The sequence below is a fragment of the Proteus sp. G2626 genome (assembly GCF_009915985.1).
GTDB classification, from domain to species: domain Bacteria; phylum Pseudomonadota; class Gammaproteobacteria; order Enterobacterales; family Enterobacteriaceae; genus Proteus; species Proteus vulgaris.
In genome coordinates this window covers 321,629-346,411 of the sequence record NZ_JAABNH010000029.1, presented here as the reverse complement: position 1 = coordinate 346,411, position 24,783 = coordinate 321,629, and the positions used below count along the sequence as shown (strand labels likewise).

The following is a 24,783-nucleotide window of genomic DNA, read 5'->3' as shown; positions in this document are numbered from 1 at the left end:
GTCTCTTTCTATTTAACATTAGTAAATAGAAGAGACCTTCCTATTAATTAGGTATATTAAGAATAGATAAAATACCTTCAGTAAAAAGCGTTAAACCGATGGAAAGCGCTTCTTCATCAATATCAAATTTTTCTTTATGATGCCCGTCACTTTGGTCTGCTCCCACTAAAAAGAATATCGCTTTCCCGCCTTGCTCTTGTACTCGTCTTACCATCAGTGAAACATCTTCACTCCCGCCCAAAGGTAATGTGACATTTAGTAATTCTGGATGTGTATCGATAATAGCTTGCATGAGGTTTATCATTTCAGGATCATTTCTAAAATTTGTCGCTTCACCAGTAACTTCTATTTTTGTTTCTAAATGATAAGCAGATGCAATACCAGCAGTATATTTTTTTATATTATCAAATAAATATTTTGTTATTTCAGCATCTTGTCCACGGACTTCCAGTTGCATCTTCGCAGAACTAGGAATAAGGCTACGATTTTCACCTGCAATTAAGGTTCCAACATTTACTCTCGTCATTCCTTTGCCGTGTCTTGGTGTTGCTAATATTTCATTAGCTAAAAAACAAGCTCCCACTAATGCATTAGTGCCTTTTTCTGGCTCATCCGTAGCATTAGCGACTTTTCCTTTTAAAAAAATATCTAATTTAGTTGTACAAAGAAAATCAAAAGGATCGAGTGCAACTTCACCTTTTTTTAAATTACATCCAATATGCATTCCCATAAAATAATCAGTATCATCTAAGATCCCACTGTCACTTATTGCTCTTGCGCCTCTTACTCCTTCTTCTGCGGGTTGAAATATTAATTTATATTTTCCACGTAAAACGTGAATATTTTGTTTTAACCAATGCGCTAAACCAAGCCCTATCGCAGTATGCCCATCATGACCACAAGCATGCATTAACCCAGAACGGCATGAGGCGAACCCCTGTTTATTAGGTAGATGATTTTCGTCATTTGATTCTTGGACATAAACACAATCAATATCAAAACGAAAGGCAAATGTAGGACCAGGAATTTCTGTATCAATAATAGCCATGCATCCTGTCAGACCATCCATTTCAGTTAATAGCTCAGTGCTGATTTCTTTTTCTTTTGCTATTTTGATTGCTTCTTTAACTAATTCTTCATCTCGCCCTAAAATACTTTCCCGACAAAGAATATGTGGCCCAGCTTTGACTTCAATATCCATATCACGCAATAACGTTATTATCGTTCCCGTAGTTACAAACTCGGCCCAACCAATTTCTGGAAACTGGTGAAAAGCCCTACGCCATTCTATTAACTTATTTACTTGGATCGGCTTCATTATTTTCCCTTATAAAAAGTAAGCCTCTATTAATAACCAATAGAGTATAATTAATAAATTATAATAATCATAACTTAATGGTTATATATATGAATGTGATCTCATCGCCATTTTGCTCATTTTTAAAGCATGGCGATTATATAATAGCATTCAGATAGAAATAGAAAATAATGAGTAAAATCAATGAATAATGCGTATGGAAATACAAGAAAAATAAATTAAGAGATAAAAATAGCCACTAAAGTCATTTACACATTTAGTAGCTATTTTATTAATCACGATTCATCAATAAATCGCATTAGTTGCTGGCGTAATTGTTTATTTTCTTGTTTTAGCTGCTCATTTTCATCTAATAATGTCAGCGCTATAGCAATCCCATGCCAATCTAATGCGAGTTCTTTATGAAGTTTTAATGCACGATGCGTTATCACAAGTGCATGATCATCAAAATACCACTCTTGGGTTTCAATTTCTAATGGCTCGATCATGCCAAGAGAGACAAATTCGTTAAGTTCGTCATTTGAGATCCCGGTATGATGACAAAACTCAGTAACAGTAAATACGGTTGTTGTTAATTGACCCATTATTTATTCTCCCAATCTTTACGTGGATTATAATCGGTCTGAATATCTGCAATTTGTTGCCATAATTCGCGTGTTTTTTCATCTGGTTTAGGTGGCATCACAATTTTTAAAATTGCATATAAATCACCACTCACTTTTTTGCTAACCAATCCTTTTCCTTTAATACGTAATTTTTGCCCTGCTTGACTTCCCGCTGGAATAGTTAACAATATTTTCTCTTTTATTGTAGGTATAGGAATTTTTGTACCTAATGCCGCTTCCCAAGGAGCAACCGGAACGACTATTTCTAAATCATGGCCTTTGATATCAAACAGAGGATGAGGAGCAATACGAATTGTTAGCCATAAATCACCATTCTCTCCGCCATTTTCACCTCGAGTTCCCTGACCTTTTAAACGAATTCGTTGCCCATCAATAACACCCGCAGGAATTTTAATATTTAATGTTTTAGGTATTTCTTTTTCTACGATCCCAAAAACATTATAAACCGGTAAATGATAGCTAATTGTGCGTTTATGTTCTTCTTGCGACTCTTCTAAAAAGATAGCTAATTCTATTTCTAAATCATGTCCTCGTTGTTTAAAAGACTGATGAGCTCTGCGCTCTTCAAATGGAGAACGTTGACCGAAGAATGAAGCATAAATATCATCAAAATCTTCTTGGCTAAAAGTTTCTTGATTTGTATTCGAATGTTGTTGTGTAAATTGCTTAAACTTAGGATCATTACGATGTGCCCAAAGTTCATCATATTCCGCTCTTCGTTGTTCATCCCCTAATATTTCCCATGCTTGAGCAATTTCTTTAAAACGCTCTTCAGCATTCGGCTCTTTACTGACATCAGGATGATATTTTTTGGCTAAACGGCGATATGCCGTTTTAATCGTTTTAGTATCATCTGTAGGTTTAACACCCATTATGGCGTAGTAATCCTTTAATTCCATCGTGATATCTCAATTATGTTAAATAATGAATTAAATATTAATACCTTAAACTTGATTAATTATAGAACAAAGAAATTATATTGATGAGTAAAAATCCTATAATAGCACCAATAGGCGATTAAAAAATGACCTCTAAACAAAAAATAATTTAATTTTTAAAAAATAATTTAGTTAAGTAAAACAAGATATTAATAGATCCAGAGCTATAATTGTCACTTTTTTCTATAAAATTGCATTTGAAATACATTATTATAAGAGGTAGATTTTATCCAACAGCACAATAACTTATTACATTATTATGTGATAATTTTTCTTCTTAACTAAGATAAAAAGAAAGATTGATCTCTTCATTTTTTAGGGAGGTAAAATGGAACGAATTATTATTCCCACTCACTATGTCCATATACGATCAACGCCACTTTGGACTAAAGACACTGCACCTAAATCTATTTGGGAAAGACATTTAGACAAAGGAACGCGTCAAGGGGTTTACCCTAAGCTCTCAGTTATGCAAGGAATGATTGTTTATTACGCATATGCAGATGAATTTAGCCCAGAGCCAACAGAAACATTAGTAATTAATGCAGGTGAATTTGGTGTATTCCCACCAGAAACATGGCACAAAATAGAAGCAAAAACTGAAGATACTGTTTTTAATGTCGATTTTTATGTCGACCCTAAAATACTTGCCGAAGGTTAAAAGAATAATATGGAAAATGAAAATAAAGGCTATTTATTAGAATTGATTAATACCAATGGACAAGAAAAATCTCAAAAAGTATTTCTAAATCCTAAAATTTTATATATTCCAGAAATTGCCACTAAAGAAGTACTACTTTTAGTTAATGAGCTAAAAAATAAGGTAAATAGTGATCCACAAGAACTCACCTTAGTCTTAACAAACAAAAATAATGGTGTTTCTGTTGATAAAGACTGTATTTTAGCTGATTTATTAGACGCAGATATGTCCAGCTTAATGGTGAAAGATCTTATTAATATCGTACGTGGTTATGATATGGACGAAGAAACAAATGTTTGTGGCTGGTGATCTGATACCAGAAAAAACACATCACCTTCACTATATCTATTAATAATGAAGGTGATTGATGCCTAGAGAGAAAATTTAAGATCATTTTTCAAAAGTCTATCTATCATCCAATATCCTGCTTTTCCGGGGGGATTACTTCTCGACCATACTAGATCAATATCTATTTTCTTAGGGAATTGATCATAATTCAGACTGACTAACAAATTATGTCCAAATTGCTCGACTAACCATGTAGGTAATATCGCCCATCCCATTTCTTGCTCTGCCATTTCAAGTAACAATAAATAATTAGGTGCTAGCCAGTTCTTTTCACTATTAATCGCGAATTGAGCACGGCTACTTAGCCTTAATTGACGATGCATTGTTAAGTGTTGATAGTTAATTTTCTTTTCTTTCACCAGTGGATGTGTTTTATGTGCATATAATCCTAACTTGCCACTCACAGGCAAACGAGCAAAAGCAATATCAGCAGGATATTCTATTCGCGATTCCATCATACCAATATGCGCCTGATTATTTTGTAACATATTAATCACATCATCATTCTCAGCAACAAGAAACTCAAATTCAAGATGTGGAAATTCTGTATCCAGAATTTTTAAAAGCTGTTCAGAATAAGGGGGCTGGTACATATCAGAAAATACACAACTTAAACGAGGCTCCATTTCTGAAGAGAGGTCTATTCTTAATGCTTGTAATCGTTCATCAGCAGCTAATATGTCCTCAACCAAGCTCAACACTTTTTGTCCTGCAAAAGTCAGCGTTGATTCTCGCCCTTTTCGCTCAAATAGCTCAAAGCCCATATCATCTTCGAATCCGGCAATCGTGCTACTCACAGTAGATTGACTTTTATTTAATTTCCTTGCTGTTGCAGAAAATGATTTTAATGAAGCAGCTTCAACAAATGTACGCAAAGTTTCTATAGAATAATTCATTATGGTATCGATTTTTCCGATGGCTCCTATTTTGTATATATACAAAATATCACCAATAATTGCACTCGTTTTTTGTTAACCAATTAATTTGAGGTGAGATATGAGCCAATATCAAAAAACATTTACTGAGCGCGTTTTTCACGCTGTTTCATTTGAAGCGATTGCTATTGCCATAACGGCACCGCTTAGTGCATGGCTTTTGGAGCGCTCAATTTTTCAGATGGGTACAGTCGCTATTGTCTTATCAACATTAGCTATGTTGCTAAATCTTTTTTATAACATGATTTTTGATCACTATTGGCCTTTGTCAAAAGGCTCAAGACCAACAAAAATACGTATTATACATGCAATTGGTTTTGAGTTTAGCTTTGTGATCATAGGATTACCGATATTGGCACTTTTATTAGATATGTCATTATGGAATGCATTCTTATTAGAAATTGGCTTCTTTGTCTTTTTCCTTTTTTATACTTATGCATTTAATCTTAGCTACGATAAATTACGTGAAAGTTGGTTTAATCGCAAAGAAAAGCCTATTATCGCACGTAACTAATAACAACTATCTTAAGCACTTAATAAAACATTATTAAGTGCTTTCTTTTATATTATAGAATTTTATCATATATAAAAATGAAATTAGCTTTACCATTTCATTCATTTTTAATACCGTGATTACTCGCTAGTAAAATAAAAAATTACTTATAATTATTTATTATTAAATAATCAAGTGAGCATTTTCTTATTTTTATATTATGTTTTGTCTATTAATATTTTAATTCTCTCAACAGGCTGTAATTTATTTTTATTTCTTGTTATTTTTCTAATTTATTTAATACGTAATTCACCAGAAAATAGGTTTTCTAAAGTACGTTGACTTACAGATACCATGAGTTGTATCCAATTTATCAATGTATTAATAACGCTCTCCTTTCTTCCATACCTTTTAGCAAGAGCACCTATTTGTGTATTACTTATTATCGCTGATATTTTCCTTATTTTTATTTTACTCAGCCAATTGCTTTGATTGAACTTATGTTTATATGAAAATGCTATTAAAGATATTTTTCTTTCTTTATTTTATCTTTTTATTAATTCTGATCCGGATACTTTCAAGCTTAAATTACGAATGGATGTTAGGTGATGGTGATATAAAACAACTTGACCAACTTCCTCTAGGCGGAAGATATATTATCGAACCTATCCTCGTTTTAATTCCTTATATTTTGCTTTCCCTGTATGAAAGAAAGCAAAAGTTGAGATACTCGTACACAGTAATAGCACTCAATTGGTCATTTTTTACGTTTAGTGGGTACTAAAAACGATCAATCCCCCTATATACTCTCTAGATATTCAAGCATTTCAATGCTATCGAAAGTCAAAAATAAGTAAATAATCTTCAATAATTTCATTACCACCTCAGATAGTCATCCAATACAAGTAAACTGCGATCACCACATATTTTTCTTAAAATTTATATAAACGGACAGATAATTGTCCAATTACGAGCAAAAAACGTGACTATCCAGGCAGAATAAACTTTATTAACCACTATTATCTTAACAAATGATAAAACATTTTTTAACAAACAAGAGGTGATATGAAAAAAAAGAGCAGTATTGCATTTATCAGAAAAAAATTAGTTAAAGATAATTCCATCTACGTAAAAGAGCTCAGTGCTCTACTTCATGTATCAGAAAGAACAGTAAGAAGATATATAGACGAATTGCAGTTATTAGGTATAGCAACTAAATTTCATGGTGGTGTCAGATTACAAAAAATTGAATTAGAACCAATAATAAATAGAACTATTGATGAAACTAGAGTACTTCAAATTGATCGTGAAGAACAAAATAGAGATAAAAAAAATGCAGATAAGTGCTCATTATATATTTTGGGATCTTTCAATTTAGATGTTGTAACAGAAGTTGAAAGATTTCCTTTTATAGGAGAAACAATCAAAGCAATCTCTACAAATTTTTACCCTGGTGGAAAAGGAGCTAACCAGGCGGTCGCGGCGGCAGAATTAAATGATCATGTACATTTTTTCGCTAAAGTAGGCGATGATTCATTTGGCACGACCGCAGAAAAATATTTCAGTACAACAAAAATAAGTTCATATACATTAATTAAGGATACCAATTCAAAGACAGGAAATGCATTAGTTATGGTTGAGAATGCCACGGGAAACAATAGCATTGTTATTGATCTCGGCGCTAATGCAACTATCTCTAAAGCTGAAATTCTTTCAGATATTAATAATCTACAATCGGCAAAGATTTTTCTTACCCAATTAGAAAACAATATAGAAGCGACCAAATTTGCTATTGAAATAGCAAAAAAATCGGGATGTTATGTCATTCTCAATCCTGCGCCTTATTCAGATCAAATTGTCTCACATTTGCCTTCAGTTGATTTATTAGTACCGAATGGAACAGAAGCAGAATTAATATCAAATATTAAAATTGATAGCGTTATTTCAGCACAGGAAGCCATAAAAGCAATACATAACTTAGGTGTTAAAGAAATAGTGATGACACTTGGTGACAGTGGAGCACTTTATTTCAATGGTAGCACTATGAAGTATTACAAAGCGATGGAGGCATCTGTCGTTGATACTAGTGGCGCAGGTGATGCATTTACAGGTGCATTGGCGGCAAAATTAATAGAAGGCAAAAATATGGATGAGGCTATTAAGTTTTCCATTGCCTATGCATCATTAGCAGTTGAAAAAAAAGGAGCATCATCAATGCCATCTCAAACAAGTGTTGATGCCAGACTAAAAAAAGAGCGTATGTAAGGGAAGTGCATAAATAACCCACCCCGTTGATAATTTATATAACCGAGGTCGTTATGAAATATTTAATTTTCATTATTAGCCTTCTCTTAATTTTTATAGTGGCATCTTCTATTAGCTTTAATGCTAATAAAATAAAAAGAAAAATCTTTCCCATTATTATTCTTTTATTATTAGAGGCCATCGTTGCTTTCATACTTTTGCATACATCTATTGGAATAACGATTCTTAATACAACGAATATTGGTATAGAGTATTTAGTACATCATGCAAATAAAGGTATTGATTTTGTTTTTGGAGATATAAGCAATAAAACACCTATTGTTTTTGTTATTGTTGCACTAATGCCTTTAGTGTTTATTTGCTCAATTATTGGGATATTAAAATATTTTGGTATTCTTCGATTGATTATTATAACCATCGGATACCTTATTAATAAAATTGCAAAAGTTGGCAAACTTGAATCTTTTTCAGCAGTTAGTGCTGTCGTTGTAGGTATGATGGCCGTGTATGTATCAATTAAAGAATACATACCCAATTTAACAAAACCACAAATGTATACAATAGCAGCATGTTCATTATCAACTGTCGATATCGCAATACTGGGTGCTTATACTCAAATGTTATCACCTCAATTTGTCTTTATTGGTGTGTGTCTAAACTTTTTTAGTACTTTCGTTATTGTTTCTATTATTAACCCTAACGATCCTATTGAGATATCCAGCAACTTTTCTGGTCCTAAAAATGAACATCATAGTTTTTTTGAAGTACTAACAGAACATATGCTCGATGGTTTTAAATTAATTCTAGCAATAGTTCCTATGCTTCTTGGTTTTATTGCTCTAATTAGCATGTTGAATGATATTTTCTTACGCATCATAGGAATTAGTTTCCAAGGCCTTCTTGGTTATATTTTCTCACCAATTGCGTTTGTACTTGGCGTTCCATGGCAAGACAGTATTGAATTTGGGCAGATTATTGCCACAAAAATTTTAACAAATGAATTTGTCGCAATGGTTGATTATATCAAATTAGAGGATCTAAGCCCAAGAACTGAAGCCATTATCTCTGTCTTCCTGATCTCGTTCGCAAATTTTGGTTCAGTGGGGATGATTATCGCCTGTGTCGCCAGTATCAGCAAAGAACATGGAAAAATGATAGCGGCTAATAGTTTTCGATTGATCGTGGGTTCAACATTGGTGAGTTGCTTATCCGCAACGATGGTCGGTATTTTTGTGAGCTAACACTTATTTTATAAACCCTACTTTTAGTTTTGTATGTTGTTCAATGCGTTATGTAAGTTATCAAAGGAGAAGTATATGACTAAAATTATTATAGATTGTGATCCGGGTGTAGATGACGCTATTGCAATTTTACTTGCATTGGCATCACCAGAAATCAAAGTGCTGGGGATCACAACAGTAGCTGGAAATGTTGAGTTAGATAAAGTTCATGAGAATGCTCGCAACATTCTTTCGTTTGTGTCACGCCCCGACATTCCTCTAGCCAGAGGATGTGAACGACCTTTGATAGCCCGTCGAGGAAGTAAAACACAAGTACACGGTAATAACGGCCTTGCTGGTGTGACGTTACCAAAATCCAATTATACTTATCCCGATATACACGCAGTGGATTTTATCATTGATACTGTGATGTCTAACCCTAAAGAAGTCACCCTTTGTCCGACAGCGCCACTGACTAATATTGCGATGGCAATGCTCAAAGAACCAAGGCTTAAGGATAATGTGAAAGATATCGTTCTAATGGGAGGAGCTGCATTTTGTAATGGCAATATAACTCCGGCAGCCGAATTCAATTTTTATGTCGATCCACATGCAGCACATATTGTCTTTGATACAGCTGAGCACATTACGATGCTGGGATTGGATGTTACCCATAAAGCAGATATCCGAGCTGGTTTATGCCAATCGTTAGATCAAGGTAATGTCATTGCTAAAACAGCAGCCAAAATGGCTCGTGGATATGCCACATTTGACCCCTTCTTACATGATCCTTGTGTAATAGGTTATCTAATTCGCCCAGATATTTTCACTGGTATAAATGGTCATATTGACATTGAATACGAATCACGCAAACTATTTGGTTTAAGTTTTGCCACAGTCCACGATGATTCAAGATCCACCAAAAATAATAGTAATTTAAATGAATGCCGTATAAATACGATGATAATTACCGATGTTCAATCGGATAAATTAATGTCGCTAATATCTGAACGAATTCTATCTTTATAAACTGGGTAAAAATAAAAAGTAATACAGAGAAGTCTAACTTCTCTGTATTAAACTTTATTATATTATTAATATCTAAAAATATAAATACAGGAGAAAATAAAATCTTATTACTCCTCTCTACTTTAAAATAGAGATACTCGATACTCAATAAATCTCAATGGGAATAAATTTATTGCACTAATTATTGAGAAGATTAAATATTGATGGACATAGAACCTTCCTCCAAATATCTACAACGCTAGAAAATAGCAAGAGACATTAAGAGATAATGATTTTACTAGAATGCTTGATTTACTTGGGATTAAGAGACTTCAGGAGACGCTAGGAAGTGATGAGATGGCGGAGGAGGAGAGATTCGAACTCTCGGATGGTTTCCCATCGGCGGTTTTCAAGACCGCTGCCTTCAGCCGCTCGGCCACCCCTCCGCAATGGGGAGCAATATAAACATCTAGACTTATATTGTAAAGGTCTTATTGTACTGTTTGCTGTAAAATTAAACGCATCATAAGTCAATGGCTTAATTAATCAACGATTTATGGGTTCTACTTGGGTATTTTCTTTATTTTTGCTAAATTAACGCTATTATTTTTGATTGGTCATAATGCACATGTTTGTCTTTAACGGAAAAGAAATCGAGACAGATAGTCACGGTTATCTAAAAAATAGTAATGAATGGAGCGAAGATATGGTTCCAACATTAGCTAAAATAGAAGAAATTGAACTAACAGAACAACATTGGGAAATAATCCGCTTTGTTCGCCAATTTTATTTAGAATTTAATACATCCCCTGCTATTCGTATGCTGGTAAAAGCTTTAGCTCAAAAATATGGCGATGAAAAAGGTAATAGCCGTTACCTTTATCGCTTATTTCCTAAAGGCCCAGCGAAGCAAGCCACAAAACTGGCGGGTTTACCTAAACCCGTTAAATGTATTTAAAAATTAGTTTTTAATAAAAGATAATTAAAAATCCTTAAAACTATATTATCCCTAATGGCGGATTGAAAAATCTGCCATTGATTCATATTCACAAGGTGTGGCAGACCAAAATGTAATTTTGGCACTTTTTGGTCCCCCCGCTTCTAACCAATTTTCAAATTCTTTTAATGCATCTTCCTGCGCAAACGCTCTTACTCCCACACTGCCATCATCACGGTTCCAAACATATCCCGTTATTGGTTGTTTCTCCATCCATTGATAAGTAAAAAAACGAAATCCAACGCCCTGCACTCGCCCTTGAATAATATATTCGCGTCCCATTTTCATACACTCTCCTGATAGTGTTCCTGAAATAAAAATTCTACTCAGGTTATTGTCTTTTCTTTATACAATAGATAATCTGATTTTGTGAGGTTCTTTATTCATTATGAAAGCAAAGGATTATATTTTTTTCAAATCCTTGAAATTTCACTTTGTGCCCTCATATATATAACTAATAAGCAAGGCTATATGGAGGTGATACTATGATGACCGCCAGCAAATTTGGGATAGGACAGCAAGTTAGACATAAATTACTCGGCTACTTAGGGGTTATTGTCGATGTGGATGCTGAATATTCCTTTGATCAACCTAATGAGGATGATATTGCATCTAATGTGACCTTGCGAGCAGCACCTTGGTATCATGTTGTGATGGAAGATGATGAAGGACAACCCGTTCATACTTATCTCGCGGAAGCGCAGATAACTTATGAAGTTTCAGATGAACATTTAGATAATGACTCATTAGATGAGCTATCACAATCAATTCGTAGCCAATTACAGGCTCCACGATTAAGGAATTAATCGAATAATTTAAATAAGTTGTGACCTGAATAAACACGATATCGCCGAATTTATTTTCGGCGATTTTATTTTGGTTAATTACCAAGGAAGACCATGCGCTTCAATTTCTTTTTTAGGACAACGATCCATAACTACTCGTAATCCAGCTTTTTCTGCTAGCTCTTTGGCTTTTTCATTAATCACATCAATTTGTAACCATAACACTTTGGCATTAATCTCAATCGCTTCTTTTGCAATGTCTAATGCAGCAGAAGATTGACGAAAAACATCAACCATATCAATAGCAACCGGAATATCTTTTAATGAGGTATAGCATTGTTGCCCTAACAATGTCTGTCCAGACATACCAGGATTTACAGGAATAACGTCATAACCTTGTTCCAATAAGAATTTCATGACTTTATAGCTTGGGCGATCTTCTTTGCTACTCGCACCAACAAGCGCAATTGTTTTGACACTTCTTAAAATGTCATAAATGTCTGAGTCCACCATTTATATACTCCGTTCATCATGAAGATTGAAAATATTATGATACATCATAGTATCTTGATCCGTTCATAGCTTGTAAGATAAAAAAAAGGTATTTTGACAACTGGAACAATAACTATATTTATTTTAAAGGTATCAAATGGAACAAATTGACCGCACGCTCTTAAAAGAAAAAAATATCGCGCTTGTTGCCCATGATCACTGTAAAAGCTCATTACTTGAATGGGTTCAAAATAATCGCGAACAACTGTCTCTACACAAATTATTTGCGACAGGGACCACAGGAAATTTAATTAATCACCATACAGGCCTTCATGTTACTCAAATGCTAAGTGGCCCAATGGGCGGTGATCAACAAATAGGTGCAATGATCGCTGAAAAGAAAATCGATATTATGATTTTCTTTTGGGATCCATTGAACGCCGTTCCACACGATCCGGATGTTAAAGCTCTTCTACGCTTAGCCACCGTATGGAACATTCCGGTTGCCACCAATCGTGCAACTGCAAATTTTTTAATTTCATCACCTTTGTTCTCACAAGAAGCTACAATTAAAATTCCTGATTACGACGGTTATTTAAAAGAAAGATTAAAATAATCCTAAGGTTTCCGCTGTATAGGAACACCTTGAGATTTTAACTCTGAGACAAAACAAGATGGTTGTTGTTTATTAAATAATAGCCATACTTGTTTTTTTGCTCTAGTTAAAGCGACATACATTAAACGCCTTTCTTCAGCATTAGGATAATCTTCAACTTTTGGTAATAACGCTAATTCAATAATTGACTCTCTGGCTGGCGCAGGAAAAGCATCTTTGCCATCTTGTAAACCTAAAATGATAACGTAATCAGCTTGCTGCCCCTTTGAAGCATGAAAAGTCATAAATTCTAAATTTAATTTAGGCCAACGCGTTTTAGCTTTTTTTAATAATTCAGGTTTTAAATAGTGATAACGAGCAAGTAAGAGGATTGTTTCATCTTCTTCAACGTAACCACTCATTTTATTTAATAGATTTTCAAGCTGATCGTCCGATAACAGAGCAACGGCTTTTTTATTACCTTTAACTAAACTATTTAGAGGCTTAGATAATTGCATCGGATTTTGCTGAATAAAACTATTGGCAACATCACCAATTGTGTCATTAAAACGATAAGTCGTATCTAATGCACATACTGCACCTTCTCCAAAAGAATGATGAAAAGAAGTCGTTAATAATAATTCTGCACCACTAAAACGGTAAATAGCTTGCCAATCATCCCCCACAGCAAATAAAGATGTTTGTTTATTTTGCTGTTTTAATGCTGTTAATAATGATGCTCGAAGTGGCGAAATATCTTGAAATTCATCAACAAGAATATGTTTCCATGGGCTAATAAAACGCCCTTTTTCAATAAGATTGATAGCTTGATGCAATAAACCCGAAAAATCTATCGCATCTTCTTCTTTTAATGCCACTTTCCAAGCTTTTAATAAAGGAGATAGCAATTTTAAATATTTTTTAAATGCTTCTGTATATTCAGGTTGTACACTTTCAATTAGTGATTTTTGACTACCTCCTTGCATTCTTAATAAACCAATCCAACGCTCTAATCTTACGGCAACTTGGTTCTCTACTTTTTTATCATGCCAAAATTCACCTTCTGGAATATCCCAGCCAAGTTCTTGAGATAGGCATTCACGCCATCCCTTTGCTTGTGCTTTTTTCTGTTGACATTGATTTCGCCATTCGTCTAATAGTAATGTTCTTCTTTTTTCACTATTTATTTCAAGCTCACTAATTTTAGGTTGCTTTTTTGTTGCTTGCTGAATAATTGATAATGCTAATGCATGAAATGTTTTTGCCGTAATATCGGCATGTAAACGTGCTGAAATACGTTCATTCATTTCTTGTGCTGCTTTACGTCCAAATGCCAATACCAAAATTTGCTCTGGTTGCGCTAAATTTCGGCGTAATAACCATCCTACTCTTGCCACTAATACAGATGTTTTACCGCTTCCCGCTCCCGCTAAAACTAAAATATTTTCTTCACCATTAATAACAGCGCGACATTGTGATCCATTGAGAGGAGATGATTCAATGGTATTAAAAAATTCCGCATGCTCATTTAGCATTTGTGTTATCCACGCGGAATTTTCTTTATTAATAAGTGATTCACCTTGTTTTAGCCACTCTAAACATTGCTGATAGAGTGCTTGGCAATTATCAAATTGGGTAAGACGTTCAAGTGGAAGTGGAATAGCTGAGAAGCTTTCTTTGATAGATTGTTGAATTTCACTAAGGTTAGATTGCTTTATCCATTTATTTGATTGCGTCATTTCAGCAATATTATGGAGTTCCTTCTCAAGAACTTGAGCACTTATTTCACTCATTTCTTGACTCCAATTTTGCCATGTATGATATAGATATCGATAAAATTGCTGAGTTTCCTCCCAGTCTGTTCCATGTAATCGAACCACTTTATCTTCAGGCAATAAAAATTCTAATTCACCCCAGACAATCCCTTTTTTACAGTAAATATTAATCAATTCGTTAAAAGGAATTAAATACTGATGTTTCTCACCACTGACCTCAATACCCGCATTTAACAATTTGACTCTATTATAAGGATGCTGTGCTAAACGTTGTCCCATCGGAGTGGATTTCAGTTCCATACGTAATTCCTGCAATAAATAACAAATAGTCTGTTGTTAAGCTCTTTTTAATCGGTGATAAACCCTATATTCTAAGAGGTAATTATCTTCATCTTGTTTATTTAAGGGCTTTTTTGTGTTCACTTTGCTAAATGGCGCCCGCCGATTTATCTATAATAGCCACTTTCTCTATTATATTCGCATAATAATCGCACTTACAGGAACGACTTTGTTTCCTTGGGTTTTAGGTCAAGAGCCTAAATATACCATTCCGCTAACTTTAGGTGTGGTCGCAGCTGCATTAACTGACTTAGATGATAGGCTTGTCGGACGCTTAAAAAATCTCGTCATTACATTATGCTGTTTTCTTCTTGCATCAGCATCAATAGGATTACTTTATCCCTATCCTATTTTGTTCTTTTTCGGTTTAGCCATTTCAACTTGGGGATTTATTTTATTAGGTGCGTTAGGGCAACGCTACGCGACCATTGCTTTTGGTGCATTACTCATCGCCATTTACACTATGCTCGGTATGCCTATTTTCCCTGTTTGGTATGAACAACCTATTTTACTGTTATTAGGTGCTATTTGGTATAACTCGTTAACCTTGGTTGGTCACTTATTGTTCCCTATTCGTCCAGTGCAAGACAATTTAACCCGGTGTTACCAGCAACTTGCAACTTATCTCGAAGCGAAAGCAACTTTATTTGATCCTGATGTTGAAGATGACTATCAACATTCGCTTTATAGTTTAGCTATGGCCAATAGCCAGCTTATTGACACTATGAATCAAACTAAAGTCACATTATTAAGCCGATTAAAAGGTGATAGAGGCCAACGTAGTAGCCGTTTTACACTGCATTACTATTTTGTCGCTCAAGATATTCATGAAAGAGCCAGTTCATCTCATGTCCAGTATCAATTATTGAGTAATGAGTTACGTCACAGTGATGTACTTTTTCGTTTTCAACGTTTACTTTCTATGCAGGCACGAGCTTGTGAGCAAGTTGCACAATCAATTCTTTGGCATAAAAAGTATCAGCATAATCCTGCACTTGAGCGTTCTATTAATTATTTAGAAAATGCTCTCAACCATTTAAAAAAGACAATCTCAGAACCGCAATTAATGACACCTTTGAATAATTTATTACAAAATCTTCAAGGGATTGATGCACTTTTACGAAGTATTAGCACAGAACAGTATCAAATATCTCATGATCAAAAAGAAGAAACGCAACTTTCTGATGATGGTTTAACCGGATGGCGAGATATCGCATTAAGAATAAAAGAGCATCTTACGCCTAAATCAGCACTTTTTAGACATGCAGTAAGAATGTCACTGGTGCTATGTATTGGTTATGCCATTATTCAATTTTTCCAATTAGACAGGGGATATTGGATATTATTAACCAGCTTATTTGTTTGCCAACCCAACTACAATGCCACACGTAGGCGCTTAACATTACGCGTAAGTGGCACCATTATTGGTATTTTAATTGGTTTCCCTATTTTGTATTTTGTTCCCTCAATTGAAGGACAACTCGTCTTAATCGTTATCACTGGTACGCTCTTTTTTGCATTTCGAACAATACAATATGCGCATGCCACGCTATTTATTACCTTATTAGTTTTATTAAGCTTCAATTTGCTCGGTGAAGGTTATGATGTTGCTCTTCCTCGTATTATTGATACCTTAATAGGCTGTGCTATAGCATGGTTTGCTGTGAGCTTTATTTGGCCTGATTGGAAATTTCGTCAACTTCCAGTTGTTATTCAAAAAACAATGACAAATAACTGCTACTATCTTGATGCTATTCTTATTCAGTATTACCAAGGAAAAGATAATAGTTTAGGTTATCGAATTGCTCGCCGTAATGCTCATAGCAGTGATGGTGAACTTGCATCACTTATCTCAAATATGTCCTCGGAGCCAAAAAGTTATCAAGCATCCCAAGAGGTCGCTTTCCAGTTACTCTGCTTGAATCATACCTTACTTAGTTATATTTCAGCACTGGGTGTTCATCGTTCTAAAATCGAAGATGAAACCGTACTTACGTTGCTTAACGATACAGTTTGTTATATCGACTCTGCTTTACGCCGTAAAACACCACACGACGAAGCATTTAAACAATCTCATTTAAAATTAATTGAACAGATCAATTCACTACCGAATGCTGATGATGGACAAATTCAATTAGTTCTAACTCAAATTAGATTATTGTTAGATTTACTACCACAAATCATTAACTGTATTCAAATGATTGAACAAGGCGAAGTAAATAACACACCTCAACTACAACATTAATATGTAATTAACGTTATTTTCTCTAATTTCCATATGATATTAGAGAAAATAACTATTATTGATTTTATCTTATTGAAAAGATAACTCGTCATACCAATCCAATAATTCTGTTTTAAGCTGGTTGGGTAACACTGAACGATGACACCCTACTATTGCCCCAGCTAATGAAAGTAAAAGTTCACTATTTTTTAAATTATGATTGCGCATTAACTTTAAGTAACACGCTTTAGCTCCAATAAGCCGTAACTCCTCGACCTGATTAACACCAATTTGGCTTAGCCTTTTCTCTAAAATAACGCCTAAATTAGGTAAATCTTTTATTCGACATGGTTTTTTTCGTTGGCCTAAATACTCTTGAATACTGTAGTGATATGACAAATCAATATATTGATCTAATTTTTTCTGATTTTCCCATAAAGCATCCGTAATTTGATAATAACGTAATGTTATTGGTTTTCCTTTTTTTAGATAAATATAGGCTTCCATTTTCGTTGCTTTATAAAGCGTTTCCAAAAAATCACTTCCTTTTAGATAAAGCTCATTATCAGACGTAATAGCAAACATAACATTATCGATCATTAAGCTAACACCACCAAATTGCGACTTTATTGTTAACTCTCCATATTTCGCAATACGCGATAGCAAATGAGCCTTCCGTTGCTCAGGTAAAAATGACATTAAAACTCCGATACAAACTTTAGATTAAAAATTTATCCTTGAATTCAAAAACATGCATAAAACATCACGAAAAAGACAATAAAGAATTTCCTTTTTATTGCCAACAGTTAGCGACTCAAAAATAGGAATTTACATAAAATTTGAGAGGAACTTTCAAAAAATTGAGCTTGATTTAAGCGAAATTTAGAGATACTGTATATTCATACAGTACATATAGGCAGAGGTAAACATGAAAATCTCAACATCATCTCCGACAAGACAAAATACCATTCTCCAAGAGATCTCTAATGAGGTATTACCTCTATCTATCCCTTCAGCAAGGGGTACTTCTGATAGTGATAATAAACAAGGCATGGTAAGTGAACTTCTCTACCAAAATCCTCTCGTCATTAATCATATTCTCTTGCCATTATTGAAACAGTATAGCCATGAATCACGTTGGTTATTGTGGCTAAACCCACAACAAAAACTTAATCGCTCTTGGCTGAAAAATGCAGGATTACCACTTAATAAAATAATCCAATTAAATCATATAAATATGATAAACACAGTTGATTTTATGGAAAAAGCATTAATGAGTGGTAATTACAGTGTCGTTCTCGGTTGGTTACCAGAAATATCGCCAGAAGAGATGAAAAGATTAGAATCTGCTGCCAGTAAAGGTAAAAGCTTAGGCCTTATTATGAGGCAGCAAATGAATACAAATATCCATTTAGAAAGTACTAATACATCTAAACGACATTTGAATTCCGTAAAAATTCATTCAATTCACTACCATTAGTGAAATTTAAGAGTTTTCCTAATACTAAGGACCCCCTTGTATCATTTAAGATAAGTGAAAAGTATTTATAACCTAAATCATATAGTTACAATGAATTTAACAAAAATACAGAATCTTCCCCATTGTGGAATTAAGCAGATCTTTTTAAAATTTTAAGTCGAATTTTAAAGGATTACTTGTAACTTTTTAAGTTCATTGTAGACTTTATGTCGTTAAGGTTATGCTTTAAATCCCGTTTTTTGGGATCATCACTTGATGAAAGTATTGGATTCCTAACAATAATTTAACCAAGGGCAAATAATAAGGCTTAAAGCCAAATGCCTAACTTGGATGATAACGAGGCGTAAAAATGAAAAAGACAGCTATCGCATTAGCAGTGGCAGTGGCAGCTTTCGCAACTGCAGCGCAAGCAGCTCCAAAAGACAATACCTGGTATACCGGTGGTAAATTAGGTTGGTCTCAATACCAAGGTACTAGCAACCATTTTGATGGTACTTCTATCGGTAATGGTAACACTCACCGTGATCAATTAGGTGCAGGTGCATTTGCTGGTTATCAGTACAACCAATACTTAGGTTTTGAACTGGGTTATGATTGGTTAGGTCGTATGACTTATAAAGGTTCATATGACAATGGTGCATTCCGTGCACAAGGTATCCAATTAACCACTAAATTAAGTTATCCAGTAATGGAAGACTTAGACGTTTATACTCGTTTAGGTGGTATGGTATGGCGTGCAGATTCTTCTGCAACTAAAAACGCGACTTCATTATCTCCAAAACAAGAACGTTTCTCTAATAACGATACTGGCGTTTCTCCAGTATTTGCATTAGGTACTGAGTACGCGATCACTCCAAACATCGCTACCCGTGTTGAATATCAGTGGATCAACAACATCGGTGATAAAGGTACTCTGAATGCGCGTCCAGATAACGGCATGCTGAGTGTTGGTGTTGCTTACCGTTTCAACCAAGAAACGCCAGCACCAGTTGTAGCTCCAGCACCAGTTGTAGCTCCAGCGCCAGTTGTAGAGAACAAAACCTTTACTCTGCGTTCAGATGTTCTGTTCAACTTCAACAAATCTACGCTGAAAACTGAAGGTCAAGAAGCTCTGAATGGTCTGTACAATGAACTGGCTAACATCGACCCAACTCAAGGTCGTGTAGTTGTTATTGGTTATACTGACCGTATCGGTTCTCAAAACTACAACCTGCCTCTGTCAGAAAAACGTGCTCAATCTGTAGTTGATTACCTGGTATCTAAAGGTATCCCTGCAAACAGCATCTCTGCAGAAGGTCGTGGTAAAGAAAACCCAGTTACTGGCAACACATGTGACAACGTTAAAGCTCGTTCAGCTCTGATCGATTGCTTAGCGCCAGACCGTCGTGTTGAAATCGAAATCCAAGGTACAACTGAAGTTGTTGTTCAACCTGGTCAATAATTCAGATAGTAGAATAATCTACTGTTGATGAATTCAAAACCCTGCCATTGGCAGGGTTTTTCTTTATAGGAAGAAAAAATACCCAAAACGAAAATGGGTATGAAATATCACAAGATGAAGATGGGCCGTTAATGTATATAAAACAATAAATATTGATTATTTATTTTTATCTCTTTCTAATAGCTCAATTAAGCCATCTTTTAAACTATGTACTTTTAATGCGTATTGCTCTTTTCTTTCCGCATCTTCAATTAATTGCACTATCGTTTCTGATAATGTGATCCCTCGACGTTGTGATAAAGCGGATAAACGTTGCCAAACTTTAAACGTCAAATCTATCGATTTTTTACGTGTATGTTGGTGCTCTGCATTAAAATACCGCTTTCTACGAGCACGAATAGTTTGTTTCATCTTATTGGATAAATCAGGATTCATATGCAAATCTATCCATTCTAAAACTTTTAATGGTTGTGATTCGATAAGCAATAATTGTTCAATAACCTCATCAGCCGCGCTTTTTTCAATATAACGGGTAATTAACTCACCTTCACGGTGTTTTTTGACGAGATATGCCCATTTCCAGCCACATTCTAGATTTTCTAATTGTTGATATTTCATACAAATCCCCGTGACAACGTAACTATCCACTAGCATATCAACAATTTTACAAAAATACTGCCACTGAACCGAAATTTTTTGCCTATTTTATAAGCGAAGATATTTTGGATAATCTTTTTTATCAATTAATAACAAGCTTGATAAGGGATAGTTTTCTGAGCACGTTATGATAGAATCGAGCGTCGCTATAATAAAACCTAATAACTTATTTATTAGCTTATTGTTATAAGGTAATAGCGATACATATTCCCTGCCTATGCAGTTGATGACAGTTAAAGAACCGTCTTATTGCAGGATAGATACCCACTTATAGTGGTATCTAATAAATCACTTTTCACTAACCAATAATAAAAACGGTAACCTTGAAAAACAACGAATTAGAATGGCAGGCGTTACGTCCTGATTACGCCTCCTACCAGACTTTCTTTCAAACAGCGTCTCAATTACCTGCATCTCTACTTCGTGAGGTTCAACCTCGCCTGTACGAAAGCCTACAATGGCTAAATAATGCAGAACCCGGTCAATTTATGCTCTTAAAAGCTGATGATTCTAGCGCTTACTTTGATATGCTGACAGACACATTAACGCAAGCAGAGATCAAAACCTATCCGGTGATTGGTGCCTATCAAGCAGAATCAAATAAAATCTATTGGCAAGAAAATGTACAAGGTACATTTTCATCATCAGAATCTATTACTTGTTGCCAGTGGATAGAACCCGAACAACTGTTTGGCTCTTTCTATCATCATAAAGATAATGTCACTGTCAGCCCAGGCCTATTACATAAAGTTAATGGTGGAATTCTCGTTCTCTCCATTAAATCTTTATTAGCTCAACCATTGATGTGGTTCCGCTTGAAAAAAATGGTTGAATCGCAACGCTTTGAATGGCTTATCTGGAATGATAACCAGTCATTACCTTTACCCATTGAAAGTATGCCACTCAATCTGCGAGTGATTTTAGTTGGCGATAGACTGAGCCTTGAAGAGCTTGAATTTATGGAGCCTGAACTCAGTAGCACAGCTTTATATGGCGAATATGAATACGATATGTATTTAGAAGACGAAAAAGCACTTTCTCAATGGTGTAGCTTTGTAAATGCATTGTGCCAAAAATATCGCCTTCCTTCTTTATCAGCAGATGCTTGGGAAGTCTTATTAACACAAGCGGCAAGACAACATGAAGATCAATTGATATTGAGCTTAGATTTAGAGTGGATCTTACGTCAACTCCGTTATGCCATACGTTTTAATCATGATGCTTATTTAAATGCAGATGCGCTAAAAAAAGCAGAAGAGAATCGCTTATGGCGACATAGTTATCTATTAGAACGTAGCCGTGATGAAATTTTACAAGATCAGGTAATGATACAAACAGAAGGTGAAGCTGTTGGCCAAATCAATGGGCTTTCTGTCTTAGACTACCCTGGTTATCCTGATTTAATTGGTGAACCAACACGTATAACTTGTGTCGCGCATATTGGTGATGGTGAGTTTACTGATGTTGAGCGTAAAGCGGAGCTTGGTGGCAATCTTCATGCTAAAGGAATGATGATCATGCAAGCTTACTTAAACTCAGAATTACGTTTGGACCAACCACAACCATTTAGCACTTCTATTGTCTTTGAGCAATCTTATGGTGAAGTAGATGGTGATAGTGCCTCTCTCGCTGAACTGTGTGCATTAATTAGCACACTTGCACTACAACCTATCGATCAGCAAATTGCAGTGACGGGTGCTGTTGATCAATTTGGTCAGGTTCAACCTATTGGTGGTGTAAACCAAAAAATCGAAGGGTTCTTTGATATTTGCCAGCAAAGAGGATTAACGGGATCACAAGGTGTGATTATTCCTCTCGCGAATATTCGCCATCTAGTGCTCAATGAAAGTGTTCAACAAGCTGTCAAAGAAGAAAAATTTCATATTTGGCCTGTAACACATGTCGCTGAAGCTATAACATTACTGACTCGTCAGCCATATTATGAAGAACAATGTGAGCCAGAACAATCTGATGCACACTTGTTAGCTGTGATCCATGACCGCATAACACTCGCAAATAATCAAGATAGACCTAAATTGCCTTGGTTCTTACGTCTATTCAGATAATTCTGTTTCAAGTGATCGGAGTTGTTCAGCGTACAAGTGTAAGCTATTCTGTTGTCTTACACTTGATAAAGGCTATATAGACAATGGTTGATAAACGCGAATCTTATTCTAAAGAAGACCTCATTGCTTCAGGCCGTGGTGAATTATTTGGCCAAGATGGCCCACCACTGCCGTCTGGTAATATGCTAATGATGGATCGCATCATTAAAATGACTGAAGATGGCGGCACCCATAATAAAGGCTTTATCGAAGCAGAATTCGATATCAAGCCCGACTTATGGTTCTTTGATTGTCATTTCGTCAATGATCCTGTGATGCCGGGTTGCTTAGGCCTTGATGCCATGTGGCAACTTGTTGGCTTCTATCTTGGCTGGCTTGGTGGTGAAGGAAAAGGCCGAGCTCTTGGTGTAGGTGAAGTTAAATTCACTGGGCAAATATTACCGACTGCCAAAAAAGTTACCTATAAAATTGATTTCAAACGTGTTATCAATCGTAAACTGATTATGGGTATTGCCGACGGTGAAGTGTATGTTGATGGTAAGCTGATTTATGAAGCAAAAGATTTAAAAGTTGGCTTATTTAAAGATACAACTGCATTCTAAAATCAATGCTTTCCAAAATTTATTATAAAAATACCGTGTAATATAAAATATACGGTATTTTTTTATCTGTGCTAATAACATATTTATTTTCCTTATAAAAAAAGATTTAAAGAAAATAAACACAACCGAATAAAAAATAATGCCAATATAATGTAAAAAGGCTCGCAGAGTATGCAAGCCTTTTTGTATTCAATTTATAACTACTGTTTGTTATTTATACTCAAATTGTCCTGTGTTCAATGTAAACACAGAAATATATATAAATAACCCTTATTTTTTCGTCGGCAAAATTTAGTGATTATATTTAATATCACTATTGTTTATTTCACTACGACGGGTTATTTATTTTACCAGACTCGGGCGATCTTCCATGGCCTGTCGCCAGCCTCCCAGCCAATGTGAACGCGCATCAATCGCGAAATAGGGACAAAGTTCTTTTGAACGGCCTTGCATACCAGCTTGATAACCTTTCGATAATGCTCTAGCTAAACGATCTCGTTTCTGTCTTTTCATATCTAGACAACCCTCACGTTCTAAGTTTAAGCGGAAAGATAGTGATTGTTTTTTCAACAACACCTATAAATTGATACGCTTTATTGAGCATTTAAGCAAGTAAAGAAGTTAATACAAATGTCATATTTGTGATGTCAAGCCAACATTAAATAAAGTAACCATTGTTACTATTTGTTTTTATTTAACGTTTAAATTAAAAATTTATCTGTCGCATTTAAAGACCATCAAAAAAATAAAAATAACAAATTGATATTCAACATATTTATTTAAAATCTTTAGAATGTACAATTATTTTTATTTTATGTAATCAATAAATTAAATAAGATAAAATAATATTTATTTTTAAATTTATGTCAATATATAGCTTGATTTATCAATATGATTTTTTGCTCTATTTTTATTTCTTTCTAGTAAACTCGTTTTAATTACCTTTTTTTTATTAAGGGATTAGCCATAATCGAAGATAAAAAAGGCGATTAATGCCTCTTACATACTTCGATTAATTCAAACTCTTCAAATACCAATTCCATATCTTCTGAAAAACTGCCTTCTCGGCTAAAAAATGCTTTATGCCCTTCTTGCCAATATGCCAAACTTAAATCGCCTTCACCTTCCTTTTTAGCCAGATCTTCAGTGACTTCATTAAAGCGCATTAACCATAAAGAGCGTGTTCGAATAACACATACAGGCTGGTTATGACTATTGAGAATAATGCTAAAACCACCAATGACAGGAATAACACTATCACTAAAAAAACCACTTAATGAGCTACAGGTTACTGTCTTCTTACCTTCTATCACTAATGTAGCAAGTTCATCAGCTAATTGTTCACTGTCACCAAATGACCAACTGATTGCCGTTGGATATTTCTTTTTAAGTTTTTCTAACATATTATTTCCTTTGTTTTTCTTTTAAATAAACAAAACCCAATACTCAACTTAGCCATTATCTAAGAGAATATTGGGT

Annotated in this window: 26 protein-coding genes and 1 tRNA gene; 15 read left to right on the top strand and 12 right to left on the bottom strand. The window is 34.7% G+C overall.

The features are described from left to right. Positions 1-43: 43 nt before the first annotated feature. The 3 genes from GWJ05_RS17795 to cbpA all read right to left on the bottom strand — a co-directional run bounded on the left by GWJ05_RS17795 (position 44) and on the right by cbpA (position 2,843). Entirely contained in the window at positions 44-1,318 is a 1,275-nt protein-coding gene (locus tag GWJ05_RS17795; RefSeq protein WP_036937976.1) for an amidohydrolase, read from the bottom strand. 275 nt (positions 1,319-1,593) lie between these two features. Then, positions 1,594-1,902 (bottom strand): chaperone modulator CbpM, encoded by a 309-nt coding sequence (gene cbpM, locus GWJ05_RS17790; RefSeq protein WP_036937978.1) that lies wholly within the window; start codon positions 1,900-1,902, stop codon positions 1,594-1,596. Next, positions 1,902-2,843, bottom strand: coding sequence for a curved DNA-binding protein (gene cbpA / locus GWJ05_RS17785; protein WP_036937980.1), 942 nt, complete (start codon positions 2,841-2,843; stop codon positions 1,902-1,904). Before cbpA ends, cbpM begins: the two co-directional genes overlap by 1 nt. A 367-nt stretch (positions 2,844-3,210) precedes the next feature. Here cbpA and GWJ05_RS17780 point away from each other — a divergent pair, with 367 nt between their 5' ends. Together GWJ05_RS17780 and GWJ05_RS17775 are read left to right on the top strand one after the other, a co-directional pair. Beyond that, the gene (locus GWJ05_RS17780) at positions 3,211-3,543 is read left to right on the top strand and encodes a DUF1971 domain-containing protein (RefSeq protein ID WP_036937983.1); all 333 of its coding nucleotides are present in this window, start codon (positions 3,211-3,213) and stop codon (positions 3,541-3,543) included. Between the two features lie 9 nt (positions 3,544-3,552). After that, entirely contained in the window at positions 3,553-3,891 is a 339-nt protein-coding gene (locus GWJ05_RS17775) for a DUF1869 domain-containing protein (RefSeq protein ID WP_036937986.1), read from the top strand. Between the two features lie 62 nt (positions 3,892-3,953). Here the strand turns inward: GWJ05_RS17775 and GWJ05_RS17770 are convergent, their stop codons facing one another. Next, positions 3,954-4,826 (bottom strand): LysR family transcriptional regulator, encoded by an 873-nt coding sequence (locus GWJ05_RS17770; RefSeq protein ID WP_036937989.1) that lies wholly within the window; start codon positions 4,824-4,826, stop codon positions 3,954-3,956. Between the two features lie 100 nt (positions 4,827-4,926). Here GWJ05_RS17770 and GWJ05_RS17765 point away from each other — a divergent pair, with 100 nt between their 5' ends. From GWJ05_RS17765 to GWJ05_RS17745, 5 genes are all read left to right on the top strand, one after another. Next, the gene (locus GWJ05_RS17765) at positions 4,927-5,379 is read left to right on the top strand and encodes a multidrug/biocide efflux PACE transporter (RefSeq protein WP_036937992.1); all 453 of its coding nucleotides are present in this window, start codon (positions 4,927-4,929) and stop codon (positions 5,377-5,379) included. 487 nt (positions 5,380-5,866) lie between these two features. Then, the gene (locus GWJ05_RS17760) at positions 5,867-6,142 is read left to right on the top strand and encodes a DUF2645 family protein (RefSeq protein ID WP_161681533.1); all 276 of its coding nucleotides are present in this window, start codon (positions 5,867-5,869) and stop codon (positions 6,140-6,142) included. Between the two features lie 281 nt (positions 6,143-6,423). Next, positions 6,424-7,623, top strand: coding sequence for a PfkB family carbohydrate kinase (locus GWJ05_RS17755; RefSeq protein WP_161681532.1), 1,200 nt, complete (start codon positions 6,424-6,426; stop codon positions 7,621-7,623). Positions 7,624-7,676: 53 nt separating this feature from the next. Beyond that, on the top strand, positions 7,677-8,864 hold the full coding sequence (locus tag GWJ05_RS17750; RefSeq protein WP_036937995.1) for a NupC/NupG family nucleoside CNT transporter: 1,188 nt from the start codon (positions 7,677-7,679) through the stop codon (positions 8,862-8,864). 75 nt (positions 8,865-8,939) lie between these two features. Further along, complete coding sequence (locus GWJ05_RS17745) at positions 8,940-9,872, top strand: nucleoside hydrolase (protein WP_036937998.1); 933 nt, start codon at positions 8,940-8,942, stop codon at positions 9,870-9,872. Positions 9,873-10,209: 337 nt separating this feature from the next. Here GWJ05_RS17745 and GWJ05_RS17740 read toward each other — a convergent pair. Further along, positions 10,210-10,297, bottom strand: a tRNA-Ser gene (locus tag GWJ05_RS17740). 182 nt (positions 10,298-10,479) lie between these two features. On the opposite strand from GWJ05_RS17740, the gene tusE reads away from it, so the two are divergent. After that, the gene (tusE, locus tag GWJ05_RS17735; protein ID WP_036938000.1) at positions 10,480-10,809 is read left to right on the top strand and encodes a sulfurtransferase TusE; all 330 of its coding nucleotides are present in this window, start codon (positions 10,480-10,482) and stop codon (positions 10,807-10,809) included. A 51-nt stretch (positions 10,810-10,860) separates the two neighbouring features. Here the strand turns inward: tusE and GWJ05_RS17730 are convergent, their stop codons facing one another. Continuing rightward, positions 10,861-11,136: an acylphosphatase gene (locus GWJ05_RS17730; protein ID WP_161681531.1), complete on the bottom strand. Its 276-nt coding sequence runs from the start codon at positions 11,134-11,136 to the stop codon at positions 10,861-10,863. A 197-nt stretch (positions 11,137-11,333) separates the two neighbouring features. Between GWJ05_RS17730 and hspQ the strand changes: the two genes are divergently transcribed. Then, positions 11,334-11,654: a heat shock protein HspQ gene (gene hspQ / locus GWJ05_RS17725; protein WP_179951906.1), complete on the top strand. Its 321-nt coding sequence runs from the start codon at positions 11,334-11,336 to the stop codon at positions 11,652-11,654. Between the two features lie 78 nt (positions 11,655-11,732). Here the strand turns inward: hspQ and GWJ05_RS17720 are convergent, their stop codons facing one another. Continuing rightward, positions 11,733-12,146 (bottom strand): CoA-binding protein, encoded by a 414-nt coding sequence (locus GWJ05_RS17720; protein ID WP_036938006.1) that lies wholly within the window; start codon positions 12,144-12,146, stop codon positions 11,733-11,735. A 136-nt stretch (positions 12,147-12,282) separates the two neighbouring features. Between GWJ05_RS17720 and GWJ05_RS17715 the strand changes: the two genes are divergently transcribed. After that, positions 12,283-12,741, top strand: a complete 459-nt coding sequence (locus GWJ05_RS17715; RefSeq protein ID WP_036938008.1) for a methylglyoxal synthase — start codon at positions 12,283-12,285, stop codon at positions 12,739-12,741. A 2-nt stretch (positions 12,742-12,743) separates the two neighbouring features. Here GWJ05_RS17715 and helD read toward each other — a convergent pair whose 3' ends face one another. Continuing rightward, complete coding sequence (helD, locus tag GWJ05_RS17710) at positions 12,744-14,795, bottom strand: DNA helicase IV (RefSeq protein ID WP_036938011.1); 2,052 nt, start codon at positions 14,793-14,795, stop codon at positions 12,744-12,746. 115 nt (positions 14,796-14,910) lie between these two features. Here helD and yccS point away from each other — a divergent pair, with 115 nt between their 5' ends. After that, on the top strand, positions 14,911-17,079 hold the full coding sequence (gene yccS / locus GWJ05_RS17705) for a YccS family putative transporter (protein WP_036938014.1): 2,169 nt from the start codon (positions 14,911-14,913) through the stop codon (positions 17,077-17,079). A 69-nt stretch (positions 17,080-17,148) separates the two neighbouring features. On the opposite strand, the gene GWJ05_RS17700 is transcribed toward yccS, so the two are convergent. Continuing rightward, positions 17,149-17,757 (bottom strand): TfoX/Sxy family DNA transformation protein, encoded by a 609-nt coding sequence (locus tag GWJ05_RS17700; RefSeq protein ID WP_036938016.1) that lies wholly within the window; start codon positions 17,755-17,757, stop codon positions 17,149-17,151. A 229-nt stretch (positions 17,758-17,986) separates the two neighbouring features. Here GWJ05_RS17700 and sulA point away from each other — a divergent pair, with 229 nt between their 5' ends. Both sulA and ompA read left to right on the top strand, forming a co-directional pair. Next, positions 17,987-18,538, top strand: a complete 552-nt coding sequence (gene sulA / locus GWJ05_RS17695; RefSeq protein WP_036938018.1) for an SOS-induced cell division inhibitor SulA — start codon at positions 17,987-17,989, stop codon at positions 18,536-18,538. A 349-nt stretch (positions 18,539-18,887) separates the two neighbouring features. Further along, positions 18,888-19,979 (top strand): porin OmpA, encoded by a 1,092-nt coding sequence (gene ompA / locus GWJ05_RS17690; protein WP_036938019.1) that lies wholly within the window; start codon positions 18,888-18,890, stop codon positions 19,977-19,979. A gap of 156 nt (positions 19,980-20,135) precedes the next feature. Here the strand turns inward: ompA and matP are convergent, their stop codons facing one another. Next, the gene (gene matP, locus GWJ05_RS17685; RefSeq protein ID WP_036938021.1) at positions 20,136-20,597 is read right to left on the bottom strand and encodes a macrodomain Ter protein MatP; all 462 of its coding nucleotides are present in this window, start codon (positions 20,595-20,597) and stop codon (positions 20,136-20,138) included. A gap of 362 nt (positions 20,598-20,959) precedes the next feature. Here matP and GWJ05_RS17680 point away from each other — a divergent pair, with 362 nt between their 5' ends. Both GWJ05_RS17680 and fabA read left to right on the top strand, forming a co-directional pair. Beyond that, complete coding sequence (locus GWJ05_RS17680) at positions 20,960-22,702, top strand: AAA family ATPase (protein WP_036938024.1); 1,743 nt, start codon at positions 20,960-20,962, stop codon at positions 22,700-22,702. 83 nt (positions 22,703-22,785) lie between these two features. Continuing rightward, complete coding sequence (gene fabA / locus GWJ05_RS17675; RefSeq protein ID WP_023581351.1) at positions 22,786-23,304, top strand: bifunctional 3-hydroxydecanoyl-ACP dehydratase/trans-2-decenoyl-ACP isomerase; 519 nt, start codon at positions 22,786-22,788, stop codon at positions 23,302-23,304. A 342-nt stretch (positions 23,305-23,646) separates the two neighbouring features. Here the strand turns inward: fabA and rmf are convergent, their stop codons facing one another. Then, positions 23,647-23,817, bottom strand: coding sequence for a ribosome modulation factor (gene rmf / locus GWJ05_RS17670; RefSeq protein ID WP_023581348.1), 171 nt, complete (start codon positions 23,815-23,817; stop codon positions 23,647-23,649). 476 nt (positions 23,818-24,293) lie between these two features. Continuing rightward, positions 24,294-24,707 (bottom strand): ASCH domain-containing protein, encoded by a 414-nt coding sequence (locus GWJ05_RS17665; RefSeq protein WP_036938028.1) that lies wholly within the window; start codon positions 24,705-24,707, stop codon positions 24,294-24,296. Positions 24,708-24,783 lie beyond the last annotated feature (76 nt).